At 62.1% G+C, this 19,919-nt stretch carries 25 protein-coding genes and 1 other RNA gene; 15 read left to right on the top strand and 11 right to left on the bottom strand.

The window, feature by feature from the left end; translation table 11 throughout:
- The first annotated feature begins 221 nt into the window (after window positions 1-221).
- The 4 genes from pyc to GA829_RS06875 all read left to right on the top strand — a co-directional run bounded on the left by pyc (window position 222) and on the right by GA829_RS06875 (window position 4,903).
- Window positions 222-3,680, top strand: coding sequence for a pyruvate carboxylase (gene pyc, locus GA829_RS06860; RefSeq protein WP_195177786.1), 3,459 nt, complete (start codon window positions 222-224; stop codon window positions 3,678-3,680).
- 158 nt (window positions 3,681-3,838) lie between these two features.
- Window positions 3,839-4,099, top strand: a complete 261-nt coding sequence (locus GA829_RS06865) for a DUF2312 domain-containing protein (RefSeq protein WP_195177787.1) — start codon at window positions 3,839-3,841, stop codon at window positions 4,097-4,099.
- 52 nt (window positions 4,100-4,151) lie between these two features.
- Window positions 4,152-4,592: a hypothetical protein gene (locus GA829_RS06870; RefSeq protein ID WP_195177788.1), complete on the top strand. Its 441-nt coding sequence runs from the start codon at window positions 4,152-4,154 to the stop codon at window positions 4,590-4,592.
- Entirely contained in the window at window positions 4,592-4,903 is a 312-nt protein-coding gene (locus GA829_RS06875) for a hypothetical protein (RefSeq protein ID WP_195177789.1), read from the top strand. The genes GA829_RS06870 and GA829_RS06875 overlap by 1 nt, the downstream gene beginning before the upstream one ends.
- Window positions 4,904-4,950: 47 nt before the next feature.
- Here GA829_RS06875 and msrB read toward each other — a convergent pair whose 3' ends face one another.
- From msrB to GA829_RS06900, 5 genes are all read right to left on the bottom strand, one after another.
- The gene (gene msrB / locus GA829_RS06880) at window positions 4,951-5,355 is read right to left on the bottom strand and encodes a peptide-methionine (R)-S-oxide reductase MsrB (protein ID WP_195177790.1); all 405 of its coding nucleotides are present in this window, start codon (window positions 5,353-5,355) and stop codon (window positions 4,951-4,953) included.
- A gap of 207 nt (window positions 5,356-5,562) precedes the next feature.
- Complete coding sequence (locus GA829_RS06885) at window positions 5,563-6,360, bottom strand: MBL fold metallo-hydrolase (protein WP_195177791.1); 798 nt, start codon at window positions 6,358-6,360, stop codon at window positions 5,563-5,565.
- Window positions 6,361-6,382: 22 nt separating this feature from the next.
- On the bottom strand, window positions 6,383-7,573 hold the full coding sequence (locus tag GA829_RS06890; RefSeq protein WP_195177792.1) for a vWA domain-containing protein: 1,191 nt from the start codon (window positions 7,571-7,573) through the stop codon (window positions 6,383-6,385).
- 7 nt (window positions 7,574-7,580) lie between these two features.
- Complete coding sequence (locus GA829_RS06895) at window positions 7,581-8,027, bottom strand: GNAT family N-acetyltransferase (protein ID WP_195177793.1); 447 nt, start codon at window positions 8,025-8,027, stop codon at window positions 7,581-7,583.
- Between the two features lie 61 nt (window positions 8,028-8,088).
- Window positions 8,089-8,952, bottom strand: coding sequence for a LysR family transcriptional regulator (locus tag GA829_RS06900; RefSeq protein ID WP_195177794.1), 864 nt, complete (start codon window positions 8,950-8,952; stop codon window positions 8,089-8,091).
- A gap of 146 nt (window positions 8,953-9,098) precedes the next feature.
- Between GA829_RS06900 and GA829_RS06905 the strand changes: the two genes are divergently transcribed.
- Complete coding sequence (locus GA829_RS06905; RefSeq protein ID WP_195177795.1) at window positions 9,099-10,664, top strand: MFS transporter; 1,566 nt, start codon at window positions 9,099-9,101, stop codon at window positions 10,662-10,664.
- 73 nt (window positions 10,665-10,737) lie between these two features.
- Here GA829_RS06905 and GA829_RS06910 read toward each other — a convergent pair whose 3' ends face one another.
- Window positions 10,738-11,577, bottom strand: coding sequence for an AAA family ATPase (locus tag GA829_RS06910; protein ID WP_195177796.1), 840 nt, complete (start codon window positions 11,575-11,577; stop codon window positions 10,738-10,740).
- 169 nt (window positions 11,578-11,746) lie between these two features.
- Here GA829_RS06910 and GA829_RS06915 point away from each other — a divergent pair, with 169 nt between their 5' ends.
- The 7 genes from GA829_RS06915 to GA829_RS06945 all read left to right on the top strand — a co-directional run bounded on the left by GA829_RS06915 (window position 11,747) and on the right by GA829_RS06945 (window position 15,394).
- A complete protein-coding gene (locus GA829_RS06915) occupies window positions 11,747-12,172 on the top strand; it encodes a DUF4345 domain-containing protein (RefSeq protein ID WP_258052202.1) in 426 nt (141 codons plus the stop codon).
- 25 nt (window positions 12,173-12,197) lie between these two features.
- A non-coding RNA gene (gene ssrS, locus GA829_RS06920) (6S RNA) lies at window positions 12,198-12,353 on the top strand.
- 98 nt (window positions 12,354-12,451) lie between these two features.
- Window positions 12,452-13,039: a 5-formyltetrahydrofolate cyclo-ligase gene (locus tag GA829_RS06925; RefSeq protein WP_195177798.1), complete on the top strand. Its 588-nt coding sequence runs from the start codon at window positions 12,452-12,454 to the stop codon at window positions 13,037-13,039.
- A gap of 54 nt (window positions 13,040-13,093) precedes the next feature.
- Window positions 13,094-13,918, top strand: coding sequence for a TIGR00282 family metallophosphoesterase (locus GA829_RS06930; protein WP_195177799.1), 825 nt, complete (start codon window positions 13,094-13,096; stop codon window positions 13,916-13,918).
- Window positions 13,919-13,994: 76 nt separating this feature from the next.
- Window positions 13,995-14,759, top strand: coding sequence for a TerC family protein (locus tag GA829_RS06935; RefSeq protein WP_195177800.1), 765 nt, complete (start codon window positions 13,995-13,997; stop codon window positions 14,757-14,759).
- A 79-nt stretch (window positions 14,760-14,838) separates the two neighbouring features.
- Window positions 14,839-15,126, top strand: a complete 288-nt coding sequence (locus tag GA829_RS06940) for a BrnT family toxin (RefSeq protein WP_195177801.1) — start codon at window positions 14,839-14,841, stop codon at window positions 15,124-15,126.
- Window positions 15,107-15,394, top strand: a complete 288-nt coding sequence (locus GA829_RS06945) for a BrnA antitoxin family protein (protein WP_195177802.1) — start codon at window positions 15,107-15,109, stop codon at window positions 15,392-15,394. The genes GA829_RS06940 and GA829_RS06945 overlap by 20 nt, the downstream gene beginning before the upstream one ends.
- Before the next feature lie 4 nt (window positions 15,395-15,398).
- On the opposite strand, the gene GA829_RS06950 is transcribed toward GA829_RS06945, so the two are convergent.
- The 3 genes from GA829_RS06950 to GA829_RS06960 are packed head-to-tail and all read right to left on the bottom strand — an operon-like array spanning window position 15,399 to window position 16,759.
- Complete coding sequence (locus GA829_RS06950; protein ID WP_195177803.1) at window positions 15,399-15,866, bottom strand: SRPBCC family protein; 468 nt, start codon at window positions 15,864-15,866, stop codon at window positions 15,399-15,401.
- 23 nt (window positions 15,867-15,889) lie between these two features.
- A complete protein-coding gene (locus tag GA829_RS06955) occupies window positions 15,890-16,252 on the bottom strand; it encodes a VOC family protein (protein WP_195177804.1) in 363 nt (120 codons plus the stop codon).
- A 24-nt stretch (window positions 16,253-16,276) separates the two neighbouring features.
- Window positions 16,277-16,759, bottom strand: coding sequence for an SRPBCC domain-containing protein (locus GA829_RS06960; protein WP_195177805.1), 483 nt, complete (start codon window positions 16,757-16,759; stop codon window positions 16,277-16,279).
- A 51-nt stretch (window positions 16,760-16,810) separates the two neighbouring features.
- Here GA829_RS06960 and GA829_RS06965 point away from each other — a divergent pair, with 51 nt between their 5' ends.
- The 3 genes from GA829_RS06965 to GA829_RS06975 all read left to right on the top strand — a co-directional run bounded on the left by GA829_RS06965 (window position 16,811) and on the right by GA829_RS06975 (window position 18,432).
- Window positions 16,811-17,134 (top strand): ArsR/SmtB family transcription factor, encoded by a 324-nt coding sequence (locus GA829_RS06965; protein WP_195177806.1) that lies wholly within the window; start codon window positions 16,811-16,813, stop codon window positions 17,132-17,134.
- A gap of 225 nt (window positions 17,135-17,359) precedes the next feature.
- Entirely contained in the window at window positions 17,360-18,109 is a 750-nt protein-coding gene (locus GA829_RS06970) for a YebC/PmpR family DNA-binding transcriptional regulator (RefSeq protein WP_195177807.1), read from the top strand.
- Entirely contained in the window at window positions 18,106-18,432 is a 327-nt protein-coding gene (locus GA829_RS06975) for an Rdx family protein (RefSeq protein ID WP_195177808.1), read from the top strand. The genes GA829_RS06970 and GA829_RS06975 overlap by 4 nt, the downstream gene beginning before the upstream one ends.
- 151 nt (window positions 18,433-18,583) lie before the next feature.
- Here GA829_RS06975 and GA829_RS06980 read toward each other — a convergent pair whose 3' ends face one another.
- Together GA829_RS06980 and GA829_RS06985 are read right to left on the bottom strand one after the other, a co-directional pair.
- The gene (locus GA829_RS06980; protein WP_195177809.1) at window positions 18,584-19,063 is read right to left on the bottom strand and encodes an anthrone oxygenase family protein; all 480 of its coding nucleotides are present in this window, start codon (window positions 19,061-19,063) and stop codon (window positions 18,584-18,586) included.
- Window position 19,064: 1 nt separating this feature from the next.
- The gene (locus GA829_RS06985; protein WP_195177810.1) at window positions 19,065-19,898 is read right to left on the bottom strand and encodes an NAD(P)H-binding protein; all 834 of its coding nucleotides are present in this window, start codon (window positions 19,896-19,898) and stop codon (window positions 19,065-19,067) included.
- Between the last annotated feature and the right edge of the window lie 21 nt (window positions 19,899-19,919).

The following is a 19,919-nucleotide window of genomic DNA, read 5'->3' on the forward strand; positions in this document are numbered from 1 at the left end:
TGATGGTGGCCGGCGCCACAAGGCAGTCCCTTAGCCGCGACAGGATCCTGCCCGGAATGGCGAATGCCGCCGCTTTCGCTCGCACTTGCGCGGATGCGCCCTGTTTCGTCGCAAAGATTCCATTTAAATCGGTTTAACCCTGCGTCAATTTTGTTTGCACTGCAGCATTTTCGCGCTAATCATGAGGCCAGCTTCCACCCGACAGTGTCTGGAGTTCGTCCTTGGCCATCACGAAGATCCTTGTCGCCAACCGGTCCGAAATTGCCATTCGCGTCTTTCGCGCGGCCAACGAACTTGGCCTTAAAACCGTGGCGATCTGGGCCGAGGAAGACAAGTATTCGCTGCACCGCTTCAAGGCCGACGAAAGCTATCAGGTTGGGCGCGGTCCGCACCTCAGCCGCGACATGGGGCCGATCGAAAGCTACCTGTCGATCGAGGAGGTGATCCGCGTCGCCAGGCTCTCGGGCGCCGATGCCATTCATCCGGGCTACGGGCTTTTGTCGGAAAGCCCCGAATTCGCCGATGCCTGCGCCGAGGCCGGCATCACCTTCATTGGGCCGAAGCCGGATACGATGCGAAGGCTCGGCAACAAGGTCGCGGCCCGCAATCTGGCGATCGAGGTCGGCGTGCCAGTGATCCCCGCCACCGACCCGCTGCCCGACGATATGGATGCGGTAAAGGAACTCGCCAAGACGATTGGCTATCCCGTGATGCTGAAGGCATCCTGGGGCGGCGGCGGACGCGGCATGCGTGCCATCCGCTCCGAGGCCGACCTTGCCCGTGAGGTCACGGAAGGCAAGCGCGAGGCCAAGGCTGCCTTCGGCAAGGACGAGGTCTATCTCGAAAAGCTGATCGAGCGTGCCCGCCATGTCGAGGTGCAGGTGCTTGGCGATACGCATGGCAACGCCGTGCATCTGTTCGAGCGCGATTGTTCGATCCAACGCCGCAACCAGAAGGTCGTCGAACGGGCGCCCGCGCCCTATCTGGAAATGGCACAGCGCGAGGAGCTGTGCGGCCATGCGTTGAAGATCGCTCGCGAGACCAGCTATATCGGCGCCGGCACGGTCGAGTTCCTGCAGGATGCCGATACGGCCAAGTTCTACTTCATCGAGGTCAATCCGCGTATCCAGGTCGAGCATACCGTCACAGAGCAGGTGACCGGCATCGACATCGTCAAGGCGCAGATTCACATCCTCGACGGTTTTGCCATTGGCACACCGGAATCAGGCGTGCCGGCGCAGAAGGACATACGGCTGAACGGCCACGCGCTGCAGTGCCGCATCACCACGGAAGACCCCGAGCATAATTTCATCCCGGACTACGGCCGCATCACCGCCTATCGCGGCGCGACCGGTTTCGGCATCCGCCTCGATGGCGGCACCGCCTATTCGGGCGCGGTCATCACCCGCTTCTACGATCCGTTGCTGGAGAAAGTAACGGCCTGGGCGCCGACGCCGGCCGAGACCATCGCCCGCATGAACCGGGCCTTGCGTGAGTTCCGCATCCGTGGCGTGGCGACCAACCTGACCTTCCTCGAAGCGATCATCAATCACCCGAGCTTCGCCGACAATTCCTACACCACCAAGTTCATCGACACGACGCCGGAGCTGTTCCAGCAGGTCAAGCGGCAGGACCGCGCCACCAAGCTGCTCAACTACCTCGCCGATGTCAGCGTCAACGGCCATCCCGAGACGCGTGGCCGGCCGCAGCCGAAGGCCGATGCAGCAGCGCCGGTGGTGCCTTATCTCAACGGCAATGTGCCGGGAGGCAGCAAGCAGAAACTCAACGCGCTCGGGCCCGAGAAATTCGCCTCGTGGATGCGTGACCAGAAGGAAGTGCTGGTCACCGACACGACGATGCGCGACGGGCACCAGTCCCTGCTCGCGACCCGCATGCGCACGCATGACATCGCCAACATCGCCGGCACCTATGCGCGGGCACTGCCGCGGCTCCTGTCGCTCGAGTGCTGGGGCGGCGCGACGTTCGACGTCGCCATGCGCTTCCTCACCGAGGATCCGTGGGAGCGGCTGTCGCTGGTGCGGGAAGCTGCGCCCAACCTTTTGCTGCAGATGCTGCTGCGCGGCGCCAACGGGGTCGGCTACACCAACTATCCCGACAATGTCGTGCAGCATTTCGTCAAGCAGGCGGCCGCCGGCGGCATCGATCTGTTCCGTGTCTTCGACTGCCTGAACTGGGTCGAGAACATGCGCGTCGCCATGGACGCGGTCGGCGCCGAGGGCAAACTGATCGAAGCGGCGATGTGCTACACCGGTGACATTCTCGATCCGGCGCGGGCCAAGTACGACCTCAAATACTATGTCGGCCTGGCCAGCGAGTTGCAGGCGGCGGGCGCTCATATCATCGCGGTCAAGGACATGGCCGGGCTGTTGAAGCCGGCGGCGGCGCGCGTGCTGTTCAAGGCGCTGCGCGAGGCGACCGACCTGCCGATCCACTTCCATACGCATGACACGTCGGGCCTGTCGGCGGCGACGGTGCTGGCGGCGGTGGACAGCGGCGTCGACGCCATCGACGCGGCGATGGATTCCTTCTCCGGCAACACCTCGCAGCCTTGCCTGGGCTCGATTGTCGAGGCGCTGAAAGGCACCGACCGCGATCCGGGGCTCGATCCGCTCTGGATCCGAAAGATCTCCTTCTACTGGGAAGCGGTGCGCAACCAGTACGCGGCCTTCGAAAGCGACCTCAAAGGGCCGGCCTCGGAGGTTTACCTGCACGAGATGCCGGGCGGACAGTTCACCAACCTCAAGGAACAGGCGCGTTCCCTGGGGCTGGAGACGCGCTGGCACGAGGTGGCGCAGACCTATCACGACGTCAACCTGATGTTCGGCGACATCGTCAAGGTGACACCGTCGTCCAAGGTAGTCGGCGACATGGCACTGATGATGGTGAGCCAGGACCTGACCGTCGCCGACGTCGAAAATCCGGCCAAGGACATCGCCTTCCCGGATTCAGTGGTTTCGATGCTGCGCGGTGACCTCGGCCAATCGCCCGGCGGCTGGCCGCCGGCGCTGCAGAAGAAGGCGCTGAAGGGCGAAAAGCCGATCACGGTGCGGCCGGGCTCGCTGCTGAAGGCAGCCGACCTCAAGGCCAGCCGCAAGGAGGTCGAAGAAAAGCTCGAGCGCAAGCTCAGCGAGTTCGAATTCGCCTCGTGGCTGATGTACCCGAAAGTATTCTCCGATTTCGCAGGCGCGCAGGACAACTACGGGCCGGTCAGCGTGCTGCCGACGCCGACCTATTTCTATGGCATGAAGCCGGAAGGCGAGATCTTCGTCGACATCGAAAAGGGCAAGACGCTGGTGGTGCGCTGCCTGGCGATCGGCGACGTCGACGAGAAGGGCATGGTCACCGTGTTCTTCGAGCTCAACGGCCAGCCGCGCCGCGTCAAGGTGCCTGACCGGGCCCACGGTGCATCGGCTGCCAAAGCCCGGCGCAAGGCCGAGCCGGGCAACGAGGCGCATGTCGGCGCGCCGATGCCGGGTGTTGTCTCGGCGCTCTCGGTTGCCGCGGGCCAGGCGGTCAAGGCCGGCGATGTTCTGTTGTCTATCGAAGCGATGAAGATGGAAACAGCGCTGCATGCCGAGCGTGACGGGGTGATCACCGAGGTGCTGGTCAAGGCCGGCGACCAGATCGATGCCAAGGATCTGCTGATCGCCTTTGGTTAGCCGACGCTTTTGTCACTGCTGGCCACAGCATGGCGGCAGCCTTTCATTCCGCATCAATAACGGCTTGACCCGTCGCCCTCGCTCGGGCATCGAACCGGCTCCAATTTGCCGCGACGAGAATCGCCTGATCGCGGCGTTGAAACGACCTGGAGAGAAACATGGCCGACGACATCACCGATACCAGCCAGACTGTTGCCGCCGGCCAGCTGCGCGCCATCATCGAGCGCATCGAGCGGCTCGAGGAAGAGAAGAAGACGATTTCCGACGACATCAAGGAGGTCTTCGCCGAAGCCAAGGGCACCGGCTTCGACACCAAGGCCATCCGGACGATCATCCGGCTGCGCAAGAAGGACCAGGCCGAGCGCCAGGAAGAGGAAACGATCCTCGAGCTCTACAAGGCTGCCCTCGGCATGGTGTAAGAGAGAACCAGCCCGGCGCCCGACACGGGCGCCGGAGATATGGTTCGATCCCATGAGTGAATTCGACTTCGGCGCACGCCGCGCCTCGGAATTCCACCATCGCGGCTTCTGGACGCTGTTTGCCGAGCGTCATCCCCAGGAAAGAGACCGGCTGGCAAGGCGCGGGCCCTGGTTCTGGCAGCGCGGGATGCCGGACTTCGCATTGGTCCTGTCCATGTATGCCGCGCCGGCGCAAAACCATGTCGGCGTCTTCTTCGGCCGCAACGAAAAATTCGGCGCTACCCAGGTCTGGTCGCGGCTGAAGCCATACCAGCCGGCGATCGAGGCTCGGCTGAAACTCAGGCCGGAGCAGAGTTCGCAAGGCCTTGGCATCAATTCGATGTGGCGGGTGAACTGCTATGCCGAGGACAACTGGCCGGCCATGGCCGACTGGATGGTGACGGAGGCGTCGCGTATCGAGCGCGCGGTGGTGGCCGTCCTGGGGCAGGGGTAGTGTCTCTGGAAAGTCTCCAATCCTTCTTCCGCTCACGCTGGCAAGGCCAGGTGCCGCTCGACCGGCTGTTCTGGCGCGACCTTGTTCTTGTCGGGACAGCGATCAGCGTCGCGTCGTCGGTGGCTGCACTGATCATGCTGGGATTGAAGATGCCGCTCGCTCCGGTGCTGGCCGTGCATTTCGCACCGGTGCCCTACAATGTCTTTCTGACATTCGCCGTCTGGCGAACCGCCGAGAAGGTCACCGGCGCCTCGGCCTGGATGATGATGCTCGGCGCCACGCTGTGGCTGATCCTGACGGTGTTGGTGTAAGCAAAAAGGCGGCCGAAGCCGCCTTTCACAATCCGATATCGAAAGTGTCAGGCCGCCGGCTCGAACTTCAGCGCCACGCCGTTGATGCAATAGCGCAGGCCCGTCGGCGGCGGGCCATCCTCGAAGACATGGCCGAGATGGCTGCCGCAGCGGGCGCAATGGCATTCGGTGCGGACCATGCCGTAGCTGCGGTCGACGGTGTTCTCGACCGAACCCGGCACCGGGTCATTGAAACTCGGCCAGCCGGTGCCGCTCTCGAACTTCAGCTTGGATTCGAACAGCGGCTGGTCGCAGCCGGCGCAGGAAAAGGTACCGGCGCGCTTCTCATGGAGCAGGGCGCAGCTGCCCGGGCGTTCGGTGCCGTGGTTGCGCATGACCGCATATTGCTCCGGCGAAAGCCGGGCGCGCCACTCGGCGTCGGTGCGGGTTACAGGGTAGGTGTGGGTATCCATTTTGATCTCCTCAGCCTTGGCGGCTCGTTCTACAGCGCCGCGCGTCCTGCGGACGCGCAAAGGACGCTGTAGCGCTCTAGTTTTGCGCATGATCCTTTCCAAACCGGAGGTTTGGGGTCATGCGTGCATTGCAACCTCATATTCGCATCAAGATAGGGTTTGTTACAGATTTTGCCCGCATTTTCGATCGTACCGCACGCGAATTCCCTAGGCGATTGCCGCGAGATAGCGTGCGACTGAGATGGCCAGTGCGGTTTTCGCGTCGCCGATGATGTTCTGGTTCCACCATGCACCGTAGATGTCGTCGAATGCGAATGGGTCCATCGCGGCGGCGATCCGCTGCACGGCGCGTGCATTGAGCGGAATGTAGTTTGGATAGCTGTACATGAAGCTGACGTGGCGGCGGGTCTGAGTGACCTGCAGGATATCGCCTGCCAGTACGACGTCGCCGCCTTCGCGTTTCCAATGCAGCACCTGGCCACCAGTAAAATGGCCACCGCAGCGGATGAGTGTCAGGGCAGGGTTTATGGCTTTTGTTTCGCCTTCCCAGCTGACGATCGATGGGTGCGGCCGCATGATCCACTGCCGGTCGTCGGCATGAAGATAGATTGGAACGCCGCCAAACGCCTCGCTCCAGTCGACCATCACCGAATAGTAGTGGCTGTGCGAGATTGCGATCGCCGCAAGGCCGCCGCGACGCTTGATCTCGGCGACCGCCTCGTCGGTCACCATCGAGACGCAATCCCACAGAACATTGCCGTGCGGTGTCTGCGCCAGCAGCGCCCGCTGGCCTATGGCAAAGCGCGGCTCGATGCCGAAAGCGAGCACCCCGGCATCCTCCTTCATCACCAGCCGATGCTTGGCGGCGAGTTCGTCCGCGGTGATCCAGGCCTGGCCTTCCCAGCGCACATATTGCCGCTCGTCCTCACAGATCGGGCAGCGCTTTGGCGGCGCTTCGCTCGCCGCGAACTGGGTGCCGCATTGCAGGCAGAGGAAGCAGGTCATCCGGTTCTTTCCATAAGATAGTTCAATGTTTGCGCGACAACTGCCTGGTCGCGCTTTCCAGCCCAGCGAGCGTCAGCGGGAACATGCGGCCGCCAAAGATGTCGCGGATCATGGCGATCGAATGGGTGTAGCTCCAGTGTTTCTCGGGCTCCGGATTCAGCCAGATCGCGTTCGGCCATTGCTGCAACAGGCGGCCGAGCCAGACGGTGCCAGCCTCGGGGTTCCAATGCTCGACCGAGCCGCCGGGATGAGCGATCTCATAAGGGCTCATCGAGGCATCGCCGACAACGATCACCTTGCAGTCCGGTCCATATTTGTGGAGCAGGTCGAAAGTCGGGATCACCTCGGCGTGCCTGCGGCGATTGTCCTTCCAGACGCCCTCGTAGAGGCAGTTGTGGAAGTAGAAATATTCGAGCCGGCGGAACTCGGCTCGGGCGGCCGAGAACAGTTCCTCGACGCCTTTGATGTGATCATCCATCGAGCCGCCGACATCGAAGAACATCAGCAGCTTGACCGCATTGCGCCGCTCGGGCCGTGTCCGCACATCGAGATAACCGTGCTCGGCGGTGGCGTGAATGGTGCCGGGCAGATCAAACTCCTCCTCGGCGCCCTCGCGCACCCAGCGGCGCAAGCGCTTCAGCGCGATCTTGATGTTGCGGGTGCCGAGCTCGACGGAATCGTCGAAATTGCGGAATTCGCGCTTGTCCCAGACCTTTACCGCGCGCCGGTTGCGGCTCTCATGCTGGCCGATGCGCACGCCTTCGGGGTTGTAGCCATAGGCGCCGAAAGGCGAGGTGCCGCCGGTGCCGATCCATTTCGAACCACCCTGGTGGCGGCCCTTCTGCTCCTCCAGCCGCTGCTTCAGGGTTTCCATCAGCTTTTCGAAACCGCCCAGCGCCTCGACCAGCTTCTTCTCTTCTTCGGTGAGGTGCTTTTCGGCAAGGCGGCGCAGCCATTCCTCGGGGAGGTTCTCGACGTCAACCGCATCCGGTCCGCTCAACGCCTCGATGCCTTTGAAGACATGCGCGAAGACCTGGTCGAAGCGGTCGATATGGCGTTCGTCCTTCACCAGCGCCGCGCGGGCGAGGTAGTAGAACCCCTCGACATCATAGTCGACCAGGCCGGCTTCCAGGCCTTCGAGCAGCGACAGATATTCCCGTAGCGAGACGGGAACACGCGCGGCTTTCAGTTCAAGGAAGAAGGGCAGGAACATCGGCTATCTATAGCAGATCATACTCGATGAAGCCGGTTCGGCGCGCCACATGGTCGTAGAGCTTGCGCGCGGTGGCGTTGGTTTCGTGCGTCATCCAGTAGACGTTCGTGACACCGACCTTGCCGGCTTCCTGCTTGACCGCCTTGATCAATGCGGCGCCAATCCCCTTGCCACGCACATCAGGGTCGGCGAACAGATCCTGCAGGTAGCAGTTGTTTTTCTCCGACCAGCCGGAGCGGTGGTAGAGATAATGGGTGAGACCGACGGCCTTGCCGTCGAGCGTCGCGATGAAACCCTTGGGCTCGAACTCGCCCGCCGTGAACAGCCGCTTCCAGGTCACGGCGTAGACCTCTTCCGGCAGCTTTGTCTCGTAGAAGGTGAGGTAGTCGGTCCAGAGACGGTGCCAGTCGGCGTGGTCGGATTGAGCGAGCGGGCGGACGATGATCTCGGACATTTCGTTTTCCTCCAAAGGCTGAGCCATTCCGAAGGAATCACGCTCAAGCAATACCTTTGCCCTATCCCGCCAGCAAATTGTACTCGCGAAATGCGGTGCTGAGCATGTTCAGCGCCCCTCGTGCGCGCGGCGACAAGGTGTGTGAGTGCAGAACGACCTCGGAGGGCGGGATCGCCGGCAGGCCGAGCTTGCGGCCGACTTCGACCAGCCCAGGAGGAACGACACGATGGGCAAGGGCGGAGACGGCGAAACCGGCCGAAACCGCTATGTTGACCGCCGTGCCGCCGCCTCCGACAAAGGCTTCATCCCAGGCGATGCCTTCCCGATCGAGCACCTCGATCGCTCTCAGGCGATCCGGGCAGCTGCACACGGTGCTTAGAAGAGCCAGGCGCAGCGGCGTTCCGCGTTGCCATTCGAACGCGGGCGACGCGAACCAGCCGTAGTGGGTGCGCGACAAGGCCTTGCCTTCGCGGCTGTCGCCTTCCCGATGCACGATGACCGCGTCGAGTTCGCCGCGATCGAAAGCCTCTTCCAGCAGATAGGACGTATCGATTTTCATGCTGAGCGCCAGCGATGGATCGTGCGCGTGCAACTGAGCCAGCAGCACGGAAAGCTCGGGTCCCGCGACATGATCGACGAAGCCGAGGGCCAGCCGGCAAGGCGCGGCGGAAAACTCCGCCATGGCGCGCTCATGCGCGGCAAGGAAATCGCGGGCCGCCGGGAGAAAGGCCGCACCCTTTGCCGACAAGTGGACGCGGCGCGGGGTGCGTTCGATCAAGCGCGCGCCGAGCTTTTCCTCGAGCCGGCGCAGCTTGACGCTGACCGTCGCCTGGGTGCTGCCCAGCGCAGCGGCCGCGCGGGTGAAGCTTTGCAAATCCGCCACCATCACGAAGGTCCGTACGGCATCGACATCAAGGCTGGTCATTCCGGTCATTCCATTTTGTCATTTCTGAAATAGATACACATAGCCTTTTTTCATGGTCAAGGCTCATCTATGTCACGCTGACCGCAGTTTGAAGAAGAGCACCAACGCTTTTCTTCTTCTCAATGCTCACATGGAAAGCGATCGACATGACGTTTCAGCCAAACCGAAACACCATTGCGCTGGCGGGTGTCTGCCTCGCCTCGCTGCTGTTCGGCCTCGAAATCTCCAGTGTGCCGGTGATCCTTCCCAAACTGGAAGCCATGCTTGGCGCCAACTTCAGGGATCTGCAGTGGATCATGAATGCCTACACCATTGCCTGCACCACGGTGCTGATGGCTACGGGGACATTGGCCGACCGCTTCGGCCGCAAGCGCGTGATGGTGACGACAACCGTCGCCTTCGGCCTCGCCTCCCTGCTGTGCGGCCTCGCACCGACGGCACCGCTTCTGATCATTGCGCGCTTCCTGCAAGGTCTCGCCGGCGGGGCGATGCTGACCTGCAGCGTCGCCGTGCTGTCGCATCAGTTTCAAGACGGTATTGAACGCGGCAGGGCCTTCGTTGCCTGGAGTGTCGTCACGGGCATCGGGCTCGGATTTGGTCCGGCCATCGGCGGACTGATCGTGGCGCTCTCAAGCTGGCAATGGGTGTTTCTCATCCACGTGCCGCTTGCGGTTCTTGCCCTGGTGTTCATCGGCGCCGGTGTCACGGAATCACGCAACCACAACGCCCAGAAGCTTGACTGGGCAGGCATCCTGACGCTCTCGCTCGCGGTGTTCGGCTTCTCCTATCTGATCACCCAGGGGGCCGAACTCGGCTTTGGCGTCCGCATCGGCGGGACCATCGCGGCTGCCTCGTTCTTCGTTGCGTTTCTTGTCGCCGAGCGGATCAGTCCCTATCCGATGTTCGATTTCTCGGTGTTCCGCATCCGCCAGTTCTCGGGAGCGATCGTCGGCGCCATCGGCATGAATTTCAGCTACTGGCCGTTCATCATCTATCTGCCGATCTACTACTCGGGCGTTCTCGGCTACGACAGCACCACGACCGGGCTGCTGCTGCTCGTCTACACGCTTCCCTTCATGGTGATGCCGCCGATCGCCGAGCGTCTGCGGGCCCGCTACCAGGCGCGGATCGCGATCCCGCTCGGCTTGCTGACCCTGGGGATCGGCTTCATCGCCATGTGGGTAGGGTCCGGCCTCGAGAAAGCCAACTGGCTGACCATGCTGCCCGGCACATTGATCGCCGGCATCGGCATCGGCCTGACCAATTCGCCAACCACCAACACCACGACCGGATCGGTCTCGCCGGACCGGGCCGGAATGGCGTCGGGCATCGATATCAGCGCGCGCCTGATCACGCTCGCCATCAATATCGCGGTGCTGGGCCTGCTGTTGACGCAGGGGATTGTTTCCCATCTCCGCAACACATTCGGAGAGGCGCTCGATCCGCGTGAATTGCGCTCGCTGGCGGAAAAGATCGCCGGCGGAAATCTCGATGGCCTGACGCAATTCTCGCCCAAGCTGAGCACTCTCGACCCCTCCGGCGCCATCGTGCACGCCGCCCTCGTCAACGGTTTCAGCTGGGTCATGCTTTACAGCGGGATCGGCGTTCTCGCCCTTTCGGCGATCGGGTTCCTCATCTTCGGACCGAAGCGTGCCGCATCGGAGGAAACAGGGCTTGGTTCCGTCCAGTGCGCCGCGGAGGCCTGCTCGTAGCAACAGGAGGTCTTTGCTCGAGATCAGAGGTTGAGGTTGTGCAGTTCTGGCCGCAGGTCAGAACTGCATCTTCTTATCCTTGCCTTCTCGCCATGAACGCCAGCCGCTCGAACAGATGCACGTCCTGCTCGTTTTTCAGCAGCGCGCCGTGCAGTTTTGGCAGGGCGTTCTTTGGGTCGGCGCGCAGGTCCTCGGGCGCGATGTCGTCGGCGACCAGCAGGCGGATCCAGTCGAGCGCCTCTGAGGTCGACGGCTTCTTCTTCAGGCCCGGCACGTCGCGAATTTCATAGAACTGGGTCAGCGCCGCGCGCACCAGGTTCTGCTTGATGCCGGGATAGTGCACGTCGACAATCTTGTGCAGCGTCTCGACATCGGGGAAGCGGATGTAGTGGAAGAAGCAGCGGCGCAGGAAGGCGTCCGGCAGTTCCTTTTCGTTGTTGGAGGTGATGATGACGATCGGCCGTACCGCGGCGCGGATCGTCTCACCAGTCTCGTACACGAAGAACTCCATCCTATCGAGTTCCTGCAACAGGTCGTTGGGGAATTCGATGTCGGCCTTGTCGATCTCATCGATCAGGAGCACGACCTTCTTGCCGGCGGCGAACGCCTCCCACAGCTTGCCGCGCTTGATGTAGTTCTTGATGTCGTTGAACCTGATATCGCCAAGCTGGCTGTCGCGCAGCCGCGAGACTGCGTCATATTCGTAGAGGCCTTGCTGCGCCCTGGTGGTCGACTTGACGTGCCATTCGATCAGTTCGAGGCCAAGCGCCGCCGCCACCTGGCGGGCGAGCTCCGTCTTGCCGGTTCCAGGTTCGCCCTTGACCAGCAATGGCCGCTCCAGCGCGATCGCCGCGTTGACCGCTACCATCAGATCCTTGTCGGCGACATAGGCCGCCGTGCCTTCAAAACGCATTCTTGCTCCTCGGTTCGCTTTTGGCGACCGTAAGGACGCCGCCTTGGCTGTGCAAGAGCGGGTGGCCCCTGCAAGGGGGCGAGTGGCGCGCCGTACAGCGGTGGTGAAACCTCGCGGCTGAAACTTCGTTCCTGTATCAGGCCCACCAACGTGCCATGGGATGACAGGCTTGAAACAACAGACATCCGGCAAGACGGCGCTGCAGGTGATCGTCGCGGTGCTCGCGGCAACGCCGGTGCTGGTCGGCCTCGAAGGCATACTGTCGGGGCCTGAATTCCTGCATGTCATGACGCCGTGGCCGGTCGATCTCGACAGTCATTTCAGCTTCCTGTCCGGTTTCTTCCTCGCTGTCGGCATTGCCTGGTACAGCTGTATTCCCGATATCGAGACAAAGACCGAACGTTTTCGGCTGCTCGCGGCATGCACCTTCTGCGGTGGTCTGGCGCGGCTTTTGTCGCTGGTCACGGCCGGCGTGCCGTCGATGGGGCACATTGCCGGGCTCTGTGTCGAATTGCTGGCGGTGCCGGTGCTGGTCTGGTGGCAGGCGCGGGTCGCGAATAAAGCGGCTGAGAACGCGCGCCTCACTGGCGCTTAGCCGACCAGCAGCCTATATTGGTGAGGACGATCTGCGCTTCCCGGCAGGAGAACATTTTCCCCGGGGCCTTAATCATCCCTAGGGAGCTGTCCCTGGGAAGACCCGTGGGTTTTCTCATACGGCGCCCACCTACTTTGTAGGTTCCCGGGATCGCTCTCTCCACCGGTTGTGTGGATCGTCACTCAACGCCAGGGTTTCCCGCACGATTTGGTGAATCCCGAGGTAGAAAACGTCGCTCCTAAAGCTCCATCCAAATCCGATCTTTTCTACCGTGTCGGCATGACCTCTCCCAAGCAATTGAAAAAACAGCTGCGCCTCGAGGCGCTCGGGCGCCGCGATGCACTCGACGATTTCTGGCGGGTCGAGGTTGCCCTCGAAATGGCCGAGACGGCGCGCGACCATCTGGAGGTCGAACCAGGCCAGATTGTCTCCGGCTTCTGGCCGATGCGCTCGGAGGTCGATGTGCGGCCACTGATGTTCGCCTTGCGCGAGAAGGGGGCAAGGCTTTGCCTGCCGGCGATCCTCGACAAGACCACCATCGTCTTTCGCGAACTCGTGCGCGGCGCGCCGATGGTCGAGATGGGCTTCGGCACCGTCGGGCCGCATGAAGAGGCCGAGGTCCTCGATCCCTCGGTGATGCTGGTGCCGCTTGCAGCTTTCGATCCGCGCGGCCATCGCATCGGCTATGGCGCCGGCTATTACGACCGCGCCATCGCCAAGCTGGCCGACAAGGGCAATCCGCCCCGGCTGATCGGCATTGCCTTCGATTGCCAGGAAGTGGCGCTGGTTCCCGATGAGCCGCACGACGTGGTCATTTCGGAAATACTGACCGAGAGTGGGTTGCGCCGCTTTGCGCCGCAATTGTAGATAGATTTTTGAACGCATGATCTTTTCCGGAAGTCATGCAACTTTCGGGATGCTATGCGACTTCTCTTCCTCGGCGACATGGTTGGCAAAACAGGACGCACGGCGGTGTGGGAACAACTGCCAGGCCTGATCTCGGATTTCAAACTCGATTTCGTCATCGTCAATGGCGAGAATGCCGCCGGCGGCTTCGGCATCACCGAAGAGATCTTTCGCGAAACGATCGCGGCTGGCGCCGACGTGGTTACCACCGGCAACCATGTCTGGGACCAGCGCGACGCGCTGGCTTTCGCGCCGCGCGAGCAGCGCTTCCTGCGGCCCTCCAATTTTCCCAAGGGGACGCCCGGGCGCGGCTCCGGCGTCTATATCGCCAAGAATGGCGCACGCGTGCTGGTCGCCAACATCATGGGCCGGGTGTTCATGCATCCCGAGCTCGATGATCCTTTCCAGGCCGGCGAGCGCGAGCTTGCGGCGTGTCCGCTCGGCGAGCAGGCCGACGCGGTGGTCATCGATTTCCACGCCGAGGCGACGTCGGAGAAAATGTGCTTCGCGCATTTCGTCGATGGCCGCGCCAGTCTCGTCGTCGGCACCCACACGCACCAGCCGACCGCCGATCACCAGATCCTCAATGGTGGCACCGGCTATCTCTCTGACGCCGGCATGTGCGGCGACTACGACTCCTCGCTTGGCATGGACAAGGAAGAGCCGCTCAACCGGTTCCTGTCAAAGGTACCGAAAGGGCGCTTCGAGGCGGCGACCGGACCGGCGACATTGTGCGGCGTCGGCGTCACCATTTCCGACAGTACCGGCCTGACCGAGAAGATCGCGCCGTTTCGTCGCGGCCCAAGACTGGAAGAAACCGCGCCATCCTTCTGGTCGTGACATTGATATAGAGGTCCGCAGTACCTAACTGGCGGCGACGTTAATGTAGATTGATACGCCATCGGGGGAAGACGTAATGCAGCTGGTCGAGTTTCTCGCGCCTCACTTTGCCTTTGTTTCCGACCCGACCGCCTGGGTCGCGTTGCTGACATTGATTGTTCTGGAGGTCGTGCTCGGCATCGACAATCTGATCTTCATCTCGATCTTGACCAACAAACTGCCGGAGGCGCAGAGGGCGCGTGCCCGCCGGCTCGGCATTTCGGCGGCGCTGATCATGCGGCTGGTGCTGCTGGCGACGATTTCGATCATCGTCCAGCTGACGGCACCGGTGTTCACCGCCTTCGGCCATGGTTTCTCCTGGCGCGACCTGATCCTGATCGCTGGCGGCCTGTTCCTGGTCTGGAAGGCAACCAAGGAAATCCATCACACAGTCGATCCCGAGGATCATCAGGATTCGATGCTGGGCGAGACGCTGCAGATCAGCCTTGCCGGCGCCATTTTCCAGATCCTGCTGCTCGACCTCGTCTTCTCGATCGACTCGATCATCACAGCCGTCGGCATGACCGACGAGATCGCCATCATGTATATCGCGGTCATCGTCGCCGTTTCGGTGATGATGCTGGCGGCTGGGCCGCTGGCCAATTTCATCGCCAAGAACCCAAGCATCGTCATGCTGGCGCTGGGCTTCCTGTTGATGATCGGCATGACGCTGATTGCCGACGGCATGGGCTACCATGTGCCCAAGGGCTACATCTATGCCGCGATGGGCTTCTCGGCTTTGGTCGAAGGGCTCAACATGCTGGCGCGGAACCGGCGGAAGTCGAAATCCGGCGGGCATTGAGCCCGCGCGTATCACACGTATGGAGTTGGATTGACTCCTACGGAATTGTACGTACAATATTGTACTTGGCGGTGGCGCTTTGCAGTTCGACTGGGATCCAGAAAAAGCCAGGCGCAATCTTGCCAAGCATGGCATCACCTTCGATCTTGCCCGGAAGGTGTTCGATGATCCGCTTCATCTCATTGTGCCTGACCGGCTTGAAGACGGTGAGCAACGATGGCACGCGATCGGAATGGTCGAAGCAATAGTGGTTCTGCTGGTTGTCCATGCCTACCCTGATCGCGATGATGAAGACCGAGTTCGGATTGTTGGCGCCCGGAAAGCGACGTCGCATGAAAGGAGGCGTTATGAACAGGAAGCCCCTTAGCGAGGATCAGCGCGACCAGCTTGCCAAACTCGCCGATCTGCCTGACAGCGAGATTGATACTTCCGACATTCCTGAAGCCCCCACCGAGAACTGGATTCATGCCCGTCGCGGGCATCTCTATCGTCCGCTCAAGCAGCCGGTGACCATTCGGCTCGACGCCGATGTACTGTCCTGGTTCAAGGAACACGTGGGCGGCGGCGGCTATCAGACCGAGATCAATCGTGTGCTTCGCCACCATGTGATTGAGCAGGAAAAGCGGCGATCCTGAACGACTAGCCCGCCGGAACGCTTTTCGGGTAACGGTCGCCGATCAGGCCCAGTTCCAGGCCTTGTTCCAACCATGCCTTGGCGCCGGCGAGCACCAGCGCGAAGCCATCGGTTGAACCGACGGTTTGCTTGACCTGCTCGTCGCCGCTGCCGGCAAAGCCGAAATTGCGGACTTCAAGGAAGGTCGTTTCGCCAGGCATCTCGGTGAAGGTCCAGACCACCGCGGTCGGCGGATCGTTCCATGTCATGACGATCGTCTCGTCCTTGACGATCTCGCCGACATTGACCGTCGTCGAGACGCCGTACATGCGCCATTCCCACTGAACCGGCTTGCCGCCGTCCAGCCGGCCACTGCCGTGGGTGAACCAGAATTTGGCGGTGATGGCCGGGTCGACGATCGCTTCGAAGACCTCGGAGACCGGCCGCCGGATTAGCATGCCGGCTTGCGCCGTTGGCGTTTCGTGGATTTCCATATGAGCCTCCTTAGCGAATGCCTTCACCAAGCGTCGGGTTCGCGCACCATGTGGATGATGTTTGCGGGGTTGGTGATCCAGCCGCCACGGAAACCATCGCCCAATGGCTCGATGACATCGCATCGCACGACGCCAGCCTTGGCGAAATGATCGGCGGCCGCCGAGAAGTCCTCGGTGAAGAGCTCCAGCCAGACTTCGGCCTGGCTCATGACAGGGGCTTCGTCGATCCATAGCCGGTTCGGGCCGAGCTCGAAGCCGATGGCCGGCGCCTTGGCGGTGAAGGGCTTCAGGCCGACAACGTCACGGTAGAAGGCGATCGTGGCCTCGTACTGGTGCGGCGGTACTTTCATGGCGATGTTGATGCCGCCGGTGATCTTCTCTGTCATCCCAGTCTTCCTCGTTCCAGACACTCAGATATTGCTCTCGCTGGCGGGCTCGCCCCTCATCTCGCTCCGGTAGTAGCCGTCGCGAAGATTGATGCCATGTTCGACATAGGCCTTCATGCAGGCCAGCATCTGCGACCAGCCCTCGCAATTGAGGTAGGATTTCTTCAATCCGACCGCGTCCTCCTGCCAGCCATTCTCGGCGATGGTGACGAACGTGCCGCCATCGTCGAGCGGCTCGAAATTCATCTCGATGCGGGTTTTGTAGGCGGGTTTGCCATCGGCATCGGTGGCGTCCCAGCGCAGCACGATGCGGTGGTCCTTCGTCACCTCATCGACTTCGACGGGCACCTTGCCCCACCAGACGACGCCGGCGCCGGCCACCAAGGGCGCGCTGGCGCCGCCGATGGTGGTGAAATAGCCGCTGAGCTTCTTCGGATTGACGACCGCGTCGAAGACTTCGGCGACCGGTTTGCCAATGCGGCCCGACACCCTGAATCCGAGAGACATATCCACAGCCCTTTCCTTGCTTCACCAAACGATATGTTATAGAAACATAACATGTCAAGCCAATCGCAGGATGACCATGTTTTCAAGGCGCTGGCGCATCCGCGCCGGCGTGCGTTGCTGGATCAGTTGAAGGATGCGCCGCGGACCACAGGCATGCTGTGCGACACCTTTCCCGACATGGACCGCTGCACTGTCATGCTGCATCTGAAGGTGCTGGAAGAGGCCGACCTGCTTGTCGCGCGGCGTGACGGGCGCGAACGCTGGAACCATCTCAACGCGCTGCCGATCAAGCAGATTCATGACCGCTGGATCAGCCAGTACGCCACGCACGCGATCAGCATTCTCGACCGGCTCAAGTCCGATCTGGAGGCCTGAACAGCCGCGACTGCTCATCAGAGAGCAGATGAAGCCGTCCGCGCGCCGTGCGGCTGGACGAATTGAGCCGATTTATCTATAAGCCGGCCATTCCGACAGAGAACGCCGTGCATCCGCCTGGATGTTTCAGGGACGCTCTGAAAAATTTGTATCAGGGCATTTGCAAGACACCTGGTGGAACCACCTGGCTGCCGATGCCCTAGCCGAAAAGACGACAGGGGTGCCATGGCTGGCCATTCACAGTTCAAGAACATCATGCACCGCAAGGGCCGCCAGGACGCTGTGCGGTCGAAAATGTTTTCAAAGCTGGCGCGCGAGATCACCGTTGCCGCCAAAAGCGGCACGCCTGACGTATCGATGAACCCGCGCCTGCGCCTTGCCGTGCAGAACGCCAAGGCGGTGTCGATGCCGAAGGACAATATCCAGCGCGCCATCAACAAGGCCGCGATGGGCGATGCCGAGAATTACGAAGCGGTGCGCTACGAAGGCTATGGCCCAGGTGGTGTCGCTGTCATCGTCGAAGCGCTGACCGACAACCGCAACCGCTCGGCCTCCAATGTCCGAGCCGCCTTCACCAAGGCCGGTGGAGCGCTCGGCGAAACCGGCTCGGTATCGTTCATGTGGGATCGTGCCGGCGAGATCTACTATCCGGCATCGGCCGGCAGTGCCGACAAGATCATGGACGCAGCGATCGAAGCCGGCGCCGACGATGTCGAATCGGACGAGGAAGGCCACACGATCTATTGCGGCTTCGAGACGTTCGGCGAAGTGTCGAAGGCACTGGAAGGCGCGCTCGGCGAGGCGGAATCGGTCAAGGCGATCTGGAAGCCGCAGAACAACATCGCCGTCGACGAAGAGCGCGCGCAGTCTCTGATGAAGCTTGTCGCCACATTGGAAGATGACGACGACGTGCAGAGTGTCTACGCCAATTTCGAAGTCGACGACGAGACGATGGCCAAGCTCAGCGCGGCATGAGCACGGCTCAGCCTAATACGAGCGAAAAACCCGCCATCCGCATAGCCTACTGCACGCAGTGCCAGTGGCTGCTGCGCGCCGGCTGGATGGCGCAGGAGCTTCTGTCGACCTTCGGCACCGATCTCGGTGAAGTGACGCTGGTGCCCGGCACCGGCGGCATCTTCACCATTTCCTGCAACGACGTGCTGATCTGGGACCGCAAGCGCGACGGCGGTTTTCCGGAAGCGGCCAAGCTCAAGCAGCTCGTCCGCGACGTCATCGATCCGGAGCGCGATCTCGGTCATTCCGACCGCAAGGGCCACACGTCAAAAGACCCCGCCTGAAGGTGCATTGATATTCAGGTGAGGCCGGCCTGCAAACGATAGTTCCCTGCGCTTCCGGTGCTCACGTACTTCAGGTACGCTCCGCTCCGGTTCTCAGGAACCATCGTTTTCAACTCGGCCTGACCTGAATCTCAAAACACCTTTTCTGCCTTCATTGCCATGCGAAGATGAAGCAGCCCAACGCCACGATGCCGGTGACGGCGCGGACGTGGTTCCACATCACCCAGTCGCTGAGATAGCTGGTCCACACCGCCGATGCGTTGGCGCTCGCCGGATCGACGCCCGCCAGTGCGTCATTGAGCGGCACATTGAAGATCGCCGTGACCACGACACTGCCGAGGATGTAGAGCAGACTCCCGGCGAGCAACCAGAGCGCACCCGGCTGAGCCATGTTCATGACGGCGCCGATGCCGACCACAAGGCAGACCAGTGCGGTGCCGAACAAGGCGGTCATGAACATCGGCGTCACGGCGGTGATGTTGATCGAATTCATGGCGGCGATGCCGCCTGCGGCCGGCATACGGGCGAGGCCCGGCATGACGAAGCTGGAAAAGGCGAAGAAGACGCCGGCGACAACGCCAGAGCCCAGCGCTGCCACGAAGGTGAGGGTGGGAAGAAGTTTCGCGATCATCTCAATGGCTCCAGGCGCCGGTTGCAGCGGCCTCGGCCGCGTAGGTTGAAAAGTCCTTTGGTGCGCGGCCAAGCACGCGCTGGACGCCGTCCGCCAGCGTCTCGTTGCGACCGTCGAGCACCTCGGTGAACAACTCGTTGAGCAGCCAGACGAATTCCGGTGGGATATCCTGTGCCGCCATGCCAGCGGTGAAATCGTCATGGGAAATCGTGACGAAGCGGATGTCGCGGCTGCTCGCTTTGCCGATTTCAGCAACTGCATCGGCAAAGCTCAGGAGACGCGGGCCTGTCAGTTCGTAGAGCTCGCCGATATGTCCCGGCTCGGTCAGCGCCACCTCGGCGGTCTCGGCGATGTCTTCGGCATCGACGAAAGGTTCGCCGACAGCGCCGACCGGCAATGCCACTTCACCTTCCAGCAAGGGCTCGAGCAGGAAGCTCTCGCTGAAATTCTGGGAGAACCAGGCGCAGCGCAGGATCGTCCAGTCGGCCCCCGACGCTTTCAGCATGTCTTCCGCGCGCTGTGCTTCCGGCTCGCCACGGCCCGACAGCAGCACCAGCCGGCGCACGCCTTGCCTCACCGCAAGGCTGGCGAAGGCGCCGACCGCTTCGGCGGCGCCGGGCACGGCAAGGTCTGGAGAGTAGGTGATGTAGACGGCGCGGACGCCGTCGAGGACAGGTGCCCAGGTCGCGGCGTTCTCCCAGTCGAAGGGCGGAGTGGCCGTGCGCGAGCCGATACGCACCGGCAGGCCGCGCGCCGTCAGCCGCTCGGCGAGGCGGCGGCCGGTTTTGCCGGTGCCGCCGAGGATCAGGATTGGTTTTGTCGTCGTGTCAGTCATCTCGGATTTCCTCTGTCAAAA

Origin of the sequence: Mesorhizobium sp. INR15, from assembly GCF_015500075.1 — a bacterium.
Lineage (GTDB): Bacteria > Pseudomonadota > Alphaproteobacteria > Rhizobiales > Rhizobiaceae > Mesorhizobium.

Bases quoted from the DNA above. Each gene is read 5' to 3' on its own strand.
- GA829_RS06865 (WP_195177787.1), top strand. From the start codon at position 3,839: ATGGCCGACGACATCACCGATACCAGCCAGACTGTTGCCGCCGGCCAG.
- GA829_RS06870 (WP_195177788.1), top strand. From the start codon at position 4,152: ATGAGTGAATTCGACTTCGGCGCACGCCGCGCCTCGGAATTCCACCAT.
- msrB (WP_195177790.1), bottom strand. From the start codon at position 5,355: ATGGATACCCACACCTACCCTGTAACCCGCACCGACGCCGAGTGGCGC.
- GA829_RS06885 (WP_195177791.1), bottom strand. From the start codon at position 6,360: ATGACCTGCTTCCTCTGCCTGCAATGCGGCACCCAGTTCGCGGCGAGC.
- GA829_RS06890 (WP_195177792.1), bottom strand. From the start codon at position 7,573: ATGTTCCTGCCCTTCTTCCTTGAACTGAAAGCCGCGCGTGTTCCCGTC.
- GA829_RS06895 (WP_195177793.1), bottom strand. From the start codon at position 8,027: ATGTCCGAGATCATCGTCCGCCCGCTCGCTCAATCCGACCACGCCGAC.
- GA829_RS06900 (WP_195177794.1), bottom strand. From the start codon at position 8,952: ATGACCAGCCTTGATGTCGATGCCGTACGGACCTTCGTGATGGTGGCG.
- GA829_RS06905 (WP_195177795.1), top strand. From the start codon at position 9,099: ATGACGTTTCAGCCAAACCGAAACACCATTGCGCTGGCGGGTGTCTGC.
- GA829_RS06910 (WP_195177796.1), bottom strand. From the start codon at position 11,577: ATGCGTTTTGAAGGCACGGCGGCCTATGTCGCCGACAAGGATCTGATG.
- GA829_RS06925 (WP_195177798.1), top strand. From the start codon at position 12,452: ATGACCTCTCCCAAGCAATTGAAAAAACAGCTGCGCCTCGAGGCGCTC.
- GA829_RS06930 (WP_195177799.1), top strand. From the start codon at position 13,094: ATGCGACTTCTCTTCCTCGGCGACATGGTTGGCAAAACAGGACGCACG.
- GA829_RS06935 (WP_195177800.1), top strand. From the start codon at position 13,995: ATGCAGCTGGTCGAGTTTCTCGCGCCTCACTTTGCCTTTGTTTCCGAC.
- GA829_RS06945 (WP_195177802.1), top strand. From the start codon at position 15,107: ATGAACAGGAAGCCCCTTAGCGAGGATCAGCGCGACCAGCTTGCCAAA.
- GA829_RS06950 (WP_195177803.1), bottom strand. From the start codon at position 15,866: ATGGAAATCCACGAAACGCCAACGGCGCAAGCCGGCATGCTAATCCGG.
- GA829_RS06955 (WP_195177804.1), bottom strand. From the start codon at position 16,252: ATGACAGAGAAGATCACCGGCGGCATCAACATCGCCATGAAAGTACCG.
- GA829_RS06960 (WP_195177805.1), bottom strand. From the start codon at position 16,759: ATGTCTCTCGGATTCAGGGTGTCGGGCCGCATTGGCAAACCGGTCGCC.
- GA829_RS06965 (WP_195177806.1), top strand. From the start codon at position 16,811: ATGTCAAGCCAATCGCAGGATGACCATGTTTTCAAGGCGCTGGCGCAT.
- GA829_RS06970 (WP_195177807.1), top strand. From the start codon at position 17,360: ATGGCTGGCCATTCACAGTTCAAGAACATCATGCACCGCAAGGGCCGC.
- GA829_RS06975 (WP_195177808.1), top strand. From the start codon at position 18,106: ATGAGCACGGCTCAGCCTAATACGAGCGAAAAACCCGCCATCCGCATA.
- GA829_RS06980 (WP_195177809.1), bottom strand. From the start codon at position 19,063: ATGATCGCGAAACTTCTTCCCACCCTCACCTTCGTGGCAGCGCTGGGC.
- GA829_RS06985 (WP_195177810.1), bottom strand. From the start codon at position 19,898: ATGACTGACACGACGACAAAACCAATCCTGATCCTCGGCGGCACCGGC.